Annotated in this window: 7 protein-coding genes; 6 read left to right on the top strand and 1 reads right to left on the bottom strand. The window is 56.5% G+C overall.

Annotation, left to right across the window (positions count from 1 at the left end; genetic code table 11):
* Window positions 1-83: 83 nt before the first annotated feature.
* The gene (locus IAE30_RS19805; RefSeq protein WP_200680793.1) at window positions 84-1,286 is read right to left on the bottom strand and encodes a pyridoxal phosphate-dependent aminotransferase; all 1,203 of its coding nucleotides are present in this window, start codon (window positions 1,284-1,286) and stop codon (window positions 84-86) included.
* Between the two features lie 456 nt (window positions 1,287-1,742).
* Here IAE30_RS19805 and nac point away from each other — a divergent pair, with 456 nt between their 5' ends.
* From nac to IAE30_RS19775, 6 genes are all read left to right on the top strand, one after another.
* Window positions 1,743-2,666 carry a nitrogen assimilation transcriptional regulator NAC gene (nac, locus tag IAE30_RS19800; protein ID WP_034826712.1) on the top strand — a complete coding sequence of 308 codons (924 nt, stop codon included), beginning with the start codon at window positions 1,743-1,745 and terminating at the stop codon, window positions 2,664-2,666.
* A gap of 114 nt (window positions 2,667-2,780) precedes the next feature.
* On the top strand, window positions 2,781-3,197 hold the full coding sequence (locus tag IAE30_RS19795) for a biotin/lipoyl-containing protein (RefSeq protein WP_038643521.1): 417 nt from the start codon (window positions 2,781-2,783) through the stop codon (window positions 3,195-3,197).
* Between the two features lie 131 nt (window positions 3,198-3,328).
* A complete protein-coding gene (locus IAE30_RS19790) occupies window positions 3,329-4,081 on the top strand; it encodes an SDR family oxidoreductase (protein WP_200680791.1) in 753 nt (250 codons plus the stop codon).
* Window positions 4,082-4,103: 22 nt separating this feature from the next.
* Complete coding sequence (locus IAE30_RS19785) at window positions 4,104-4,799, top strand: amino acid ABC transporter permease (RefSeq protein WP_038643523.1); 696 nt, start codon at window positions 4,104-4,106, stop codon at window positions 4,797-4,799.
* Window positions 4,800-4,804: 5 nt separating this feature from the next.
* Window positions 4,805-5,560 (top strand): amino acid ABC transporter permease, encoded by a 756-nt coding sequence (locus IAE30_RS19780; protein ID WP_038643525.1) that lies wholly within the window; start codon window positions 4,805-4,807, stop codon window positions 5,558-5,560.
* A gap of 9 nt (window positions 5,561-5,569) precedes the next feature.
* Entirely contained in the window at window positions 5,570-6,307 is a 738-nt protein-coding gene (locus tag IAE30_RS19775; protein WP_038643526.1) for an amino acid ABC transporter ATP-binding protein, read from the top strand.
* The last annotated feature ends 67 nt before the right edge of the window (window positions 6,308-6,374 follow it).

Raw genomic sequence — 6,374 nt, 5'->3', positions numbered from 1 at the left:
GAACTGCCGGATCGTTCAACCGATCATTTTTGTCTTAACTGATCGGCATTATGCCCTTCGGCAGCCATTTTCTCGTTTTCCGCTTAACGGCAGCCAGCGCAGAACGCCGCGATGCGATCGCAGCCGGTCTCTAAGCGTTCCATGCTGGTGGCATAGGACAAACGGAAGTACGGGCTCATACCATAAGCCGCACCCTGTACGGTGACGACGTGCTGCTCTTCAATCAGCGCCAGCACAAAATCGGCATCGTTGCTGATGAAGCGCCCCCCCGCACTGGTCTTGCCGATCAATCCTTCAATATTCACAAACAGATAAAACGCGCCTTCTGGCTTATGGCAGCGCAGACCATCAATCGAGGTCAGACGCTCCAGCACGTAATCACGGCGTTCACGGTAAATGCGTGCACGCTCCTGCAACAGATCCTGTGGGCCTTCCAGCACCGCTACCGCCGCCGCCTGCGTCAGGGTACAGACGCCACCGCTGTTCTGGGTGTTCACGTTGCTCATGGCTTTAATCAGCGGTGCAGGACCGCCGCAGAAGCCCAAACGCCAGCCGGTCATCGAATAAGCTTTCGACACACCGTTCACCGTCAGCACGCGGTCATACAAGCGTGGTTCAACCTGCGCGAGGGTATAAAAACGCACATCGTCGTAGATCAGATGCTCATAGATATCATCCGTCATAATCCACACCTGCGGATGGCGCAACAGCACATCGCCCAGCGCCAGTAGCTCGGCTTTGCTGGCCACTGAACCGGTTGGGTTGCTCGGATAGTTCAGCAGCAGCCATTTGGTTTTGTCAGTGATCGCCGCATCCAGATCCGATGGCAGCGGTTTAAAGCCGTTCTCCTGCGCACACGGCAGCGGTACTGGAACGCCACCAGCAAATTTCACGATATCGGCATAGCTGATCCATGACGGCGTGGGGATCACCACTTCGTCGCCCGGATTGATGGTCGCCATGATGGCGTTAAAGATGATCTGCTTCGCGCCACCCGCCGTGAGAATCTGGCTCACGTCATACTCCAGCTGGTTATCCCGCTTGAATTTCAGCTGGATGGCTTTGCGCAGCGCAGGCGTACCGTCGGTCGGTGGATAGCGCGTATCGCCCGCGCGTGCGGCAGCGTAGGCGGCTTCAATCGCATGTTCTGGTGTGGGGAAATCCGGTTCGCCGGTAGAAAGTGCTACCACATCAACGCCCTGCGCCGCGAGATCGCGCGCTTTTTGGGTCATGGCAACGGAGGCGGAAACGGTCACATTCTTTAATCGATCGGCTATCTCGGGCATGGTCAATCCTGGGTTCGGGGAGTGTCAGTTTTCCCTGAGCATAGGATTAGGGCCGAAGCCACGGATAATAGTGCTTTGTTGTGGTGATATAACACAAAGCGATGACTGGACCGACTGCACACTTCTGCCATAAAGGCAGCAGATTGACTCAGAATTGCGCGACAGGTCACGCCCGCACGCCTGACGGGATGTTAATAAAGTGTTACTTTCTTTCCCGAGTCACATCTCGAACCCACGATTTTCCTTGCCCGTCATTGGCAATGCTGATGGGTCAACTGCACTCATTCGGTGCAGCGCTGCATTTTTCAACACCCGCCATGCCGGCGGCTCACTAGCTCAGCACCAGCCTCAGGAGGCCCGGTAGCCGTACCCTCCTGTCTGAGTTCAATAACGAAAGCTTATCCTGGCATCAACTTTGCTTGAGGAGGATATGCGTTCTGTTTGAGGGAAGTGTCCATGAATCTTCGTCGCCTGAAGTACTTTGTTAAAATTGTTGACGTCGGAAGCCTGACGCAAGCTGCCGATATCCTGCATATTGCCCAACCTGCGTTAAGCCAACAGCTGGCCACGCTGGAAGGTGAAGTGAATCAACAACTGTTGATTCGCACCAAACGCGGCGTCACGCCCACCGAAGCCGGGAAAACACTCTATTCCCATGCACAGTCCATTTTGCGCCAGTGCGAACAGGCGCAAAGTGCGATTGATCTGGTTGGTGCAGCGCTAAGCGGCAGCGTCTCGGTCGGGCTGGCACCGGGCACTGCGGCGCAAAACCTGGCGCTGCCGCTGATGATGGAAGTGCAGCAACAACATCCTGGCATCGTGCTCTATTTTAACGAAAACTTCGGCACCACCCTGAGCGAGCTGATCATGAACGGCCGCATGGATATGGCGGTGATTTACGATCATCGCACCATCCATGGCCTGCGCTTCATGCCGCTGATGAAAGAGGATTTGTGCTTCGTTTGCCCGTTCAGCCTGGCGAAACCAGTGAAAGAGATCCCACTGTCGCAGGTCGCGCAATATGATCTTTTCCTGCCACGTATCTACAACATCATGCGCAAAGTGCTGGATGACGCCTTCGTGCAGAACAATCTGCAGTACCGCGTGAAGTGCGAAATTGAGTCGCAAACCACCCTGAATGCGGCACTGAGTGCCGGCCTGGGTACCACCATCATGCCGGAATCTGCCGCACGCGCGATGCTGAAAAATGGCGATACCTGGATGGCGAAGATCATCGAGCCGGATGTGCAGGCCTCACTGTCGTTCTGCATGTCAGATCATCTGCCGCTGTCCCAGCCTGCTGAAGCAGTGAAATCGATTCTGCTGTCGCTGATGTCGCGCCGCAACGTGGAGAACCATCCACTGACTCTGGTGGGATAAGACCCGCTTATCACCGCAAAGCGAAACCCTCTTACTGCCCGTCTGACGAACGCGCTAGATTGATTCGGTCTGTTGCCCGCTGCGGCGGGCGTGTTTCGCTTTGACGGGAACCCCATGGAAAAAACTGCGATACCGCTGCCGACGCTGCGTGCGCTGGCGCGCAAGATGCAACGATCCGGCCTCAATAGTCTGGTGTTAGAGGGCAAACAGTGGTCGGTGCGTCTGACGTTTGCCCCGCCCTCTTTCACATCCCCCACGATGATCCCTACGGAGGCGTGTCCGCCCGTGACGCATCGCATTGGCGCGCCGCTACCCGGCACGTTGCTGCGTCGCCATCCACACAGCCAGCAAGATTTTGTCCAGCCGGGGCAGCAAGTTGAACCTCAGGATCTGCTGGCGATGGTGCAGGTTGGCCCACTGTACGTGCCGGTGCTCAGCCCCTGCAAAGGGCGGGTGCAGCCATTATCTCCTGAAACACGTTCCGTGGTTGAATACGACGAAGAAATCCTTATTATTCAATCGGATAATTAATTATCGATCCGGTTATAAGGGGCTCTTATCGCCTCAAAGTTTTTATGTCTTATGCCCTTGCGGCATAACTGCATAAAGTCAAAAAAGACCCAATACGCCGGAGACACCCCTGGCGAAACGAGGAAACACAAATGCCATTTTCAGATTACAAAACCGCGCTGGTGACCGGCGCATCAGCTGGCATGGGCGAAGCGATTGTTGAGCGCCTGTGCAAAGAAGGGATCACCGTGCACGCGGTGGCGCGTCGCAAGGAACAGCTGGCCGCGCTGGCCGATCGCACCGGCTGCATCCCGCATGCCGTGGATGTCAGCGACGTTAATGCGCTGACTGCGCTGTGCAAAGATCTGGAGATCGATATCCTGGTCAACAATGCAGGTCTCTCTCATCCTGGTTCGATTCTCGAGGCAGACGAAAACGTGGTGGAGACACAAGTGGATGTGAACCTGCGTGCTGTGCTGCACCTGTGCCGCTTGCTGGTACCGGGCATGATGGCGCGTGATCGTGGCCACGTATTCAACATCACCTCGATTGCCGCCATCTACAACTTCAACGGCAACTCGGTGTATCACGCCACCAAAGCCGGAGTACATGCCCTGTCACGCCAGCTGCGCGTGGACTGCTATGGCAAACGTGTGCGTATCACCGAAATCTGCCCAGGCCGCGTGGCCACCGACATCTTCGGTAACGTTTCAGGCGATCACGATGATGCGCGTCGCCGCTTTATCGATGGCTTCGAACTCCCTCAGGCCAAAGATATTGCCGACTGCGTGGCCTTTGCGCTGTCTGCGCCGGTCGCCGTCAACATCGGCAACATCGAAATAACCCCGACGCTGCAGGTGCCGGGCGGTCTTTCCACTATGCGACCGGGCGACCGCACCGCGTAAAACCGTACGATGAGGTAACTGTATGGCACTTGATTTCAGCAGTGTGATAACCGGCCATTACGGCCAGATGATCGTTGACGGAACGGTGGTCACCCTTGAACTGGCGTTGGGTGCCTGGCTGCTGGCGATGGTTCTCGCCCTGCTACTGGTGGTGGTGCGCCTGACGGAGAATCGGCTTGCCGTTGGGCTGGTCAAGGCGTACGTCTCCTACCACCGCAATGTGCCAACGCTGATTCAGTTGATGATGTGGTACTTCGCGATCCCCACACTGCTGCCGGAATCGCTGCAGATGATGATCGTTGACTACAACGCCGAGTTTTTATTTTCTCTTATCGCGCTCGGGCTGTGTCAGGCCGCCTACTTCTCTGAAGATATCCGCAGCGGCCTGCGCGCTATTCCCGATGGGCAAAACGAAGCCGCCCGCGCGCTTGGCATGAGCTATGTACGCGCCATGCGCTCGGTGATATTGCCGCAGGGTGTGCGCAATGCGCTGCCATCTGTGGTCAATCACACCGTGTTGCTGTTCAAAAACACCAGTCTGGCGATGGTGATTGGCGTGGCAGACCTCACCTATGTGACGCGTGATATCGAGAACCAAACCTTCCGTACCTTCGAATCCTACTTAGTGGCAACCGTGGGTTACCTGTTCTTCTCCCTGCTGCTGATGGGCTTGGGCGCGCTGCTGGCCCGCCGCTTCCAGCGCGTTTACGCGAGGTAATGGCGATGTTAGAGATCTTCACCATTTTGCATGACAACGGCATGCTGCTGTTAATGGGCCAGTACCCTAACGGTCCGCTGGGCGGCGTACTCTGTACGCTATTGATCTCCGTGCTGGCCGTGTTGCTGGCTTTCCCCATCGGCGTGTTGCTTGGACTGGCACGTTTGTCGCCGTGGCGCTGGCTGAGCTGGCCCGCCACCTGTTGGGTGTATCTGCTGCGCGGCATTCCGCTGATGATGGTGGTGTTCTGGACCTACTTCTGCGTCCCGTTGCTGATTGGCCACAACATCAGCGGCTTCGCCACCATGCTGTGTACGCTGGTGATTTATGAGAGCGCCTACATCGCTGAGATCGTGCGTGGCGGCATTCAGGCGCTGCCGCACGGCCAGTATGAAGCGTCACGTGCGCTGGGGATGAGCCACCTGAAAACCCTGCGTTTAGTGATTCTGCCGCAGGCGCTGTTCAACACCTTGCCGAGCCTGGTGAGCCAGTTGGTTTCCATCATCAAAGACTCCACGCTGGGCTACGTGATTAACGTGCCGGAGCTGACCTTTGCCGCTAATCAGGTCAGCAATCAACTGCTGACCAAACCGTTCCAGGTGTTCGCTATTGTGGCGCTGAGTTACTACATCATCTGCTTCAGCCTCACCTGGCTCGCTAACAAACTTGAAGCGCATATTGCGCAGAAACGTCGCCAACCGCCGCAGGCTAATCCCAGCGTTGCACCCGCGGTGATGCTGACTAAAACCTCTTCGCAATAAGGAACCACAATGACCCCGATGATCATGTTTAACCAGGTCAACAAATGGTACGGCGCGTATCAGGCACTGACCGACCTGAGTGCCGAAATCAATACCGGCGAAGTGGTGGTGGTGTGCGGTCCGTCTGGATCGGGAAAATCCACTTTGATCCGCACCGTTAATCGTCTGGAACCGATTGATAATGGCCAGATCGTATTTGATGGCACCGACATTCATGGCAGCAGTACACGCCTCAACCATCTACGCACTCGCATTGGGTTCGTGTTTCAGAGCTTCAACCTGTTCCCCCACGTCTCGGTGGCAGAGAACATCATGATGTCACCGATGAAAGTATTGGGCGTGAAGCGTGCAGAAGCGCGTAAACAGGCGGGTGAGTTGCTGGAGCGCGTTGGCCTATCACACAAAGCGGACGCCTATCCGGCGCAGTTGTCTGGCGGCCAGCAGCAGCGGGTGGCGATTGCCCGTGCGCTGGCAATGAAGCCGCCGGTGATGCTGTTTGATGAACCGACCTCGGCGCTCGATCCTGAAATGGTCGGTGAAGTGTTATCGGTGATGCGCAGCCTGGCGCAGGAAGGGATGACGATGATGTGCGTGACGCACGAGATGAATTTCGCGCGTGAAGTGGCGGACACCATCTGGTTTATGGATCAGGGGCAAATTCTGGAGAAATCGACGCCAGAGAAGTTCTTCACCCAACCACAGCACCCGCGCGCCCAGCGCTTCCTGAGCGATTTACGCTCGCATTGATATCAAAGGGCAGGATACCCGAGGCGGCGCAATGTCATGCGCCGCCGTCAGCATCGAGGTCGTTTCA

Origin of the sequence: Pantoea sp. S61 (assembly GCF_016625145.1) — a bacterium.
Taxonomy (GTDB): Bacteria; Pseudomonadota; Gammaproteobacteria; order Enterobacterales; family Enterobacteriaceae; genus Pantoea; species Pantoea rwandensis_B.
This window is presented reverse-complemented; position numbering and strand designations above follow the sequence as displayed.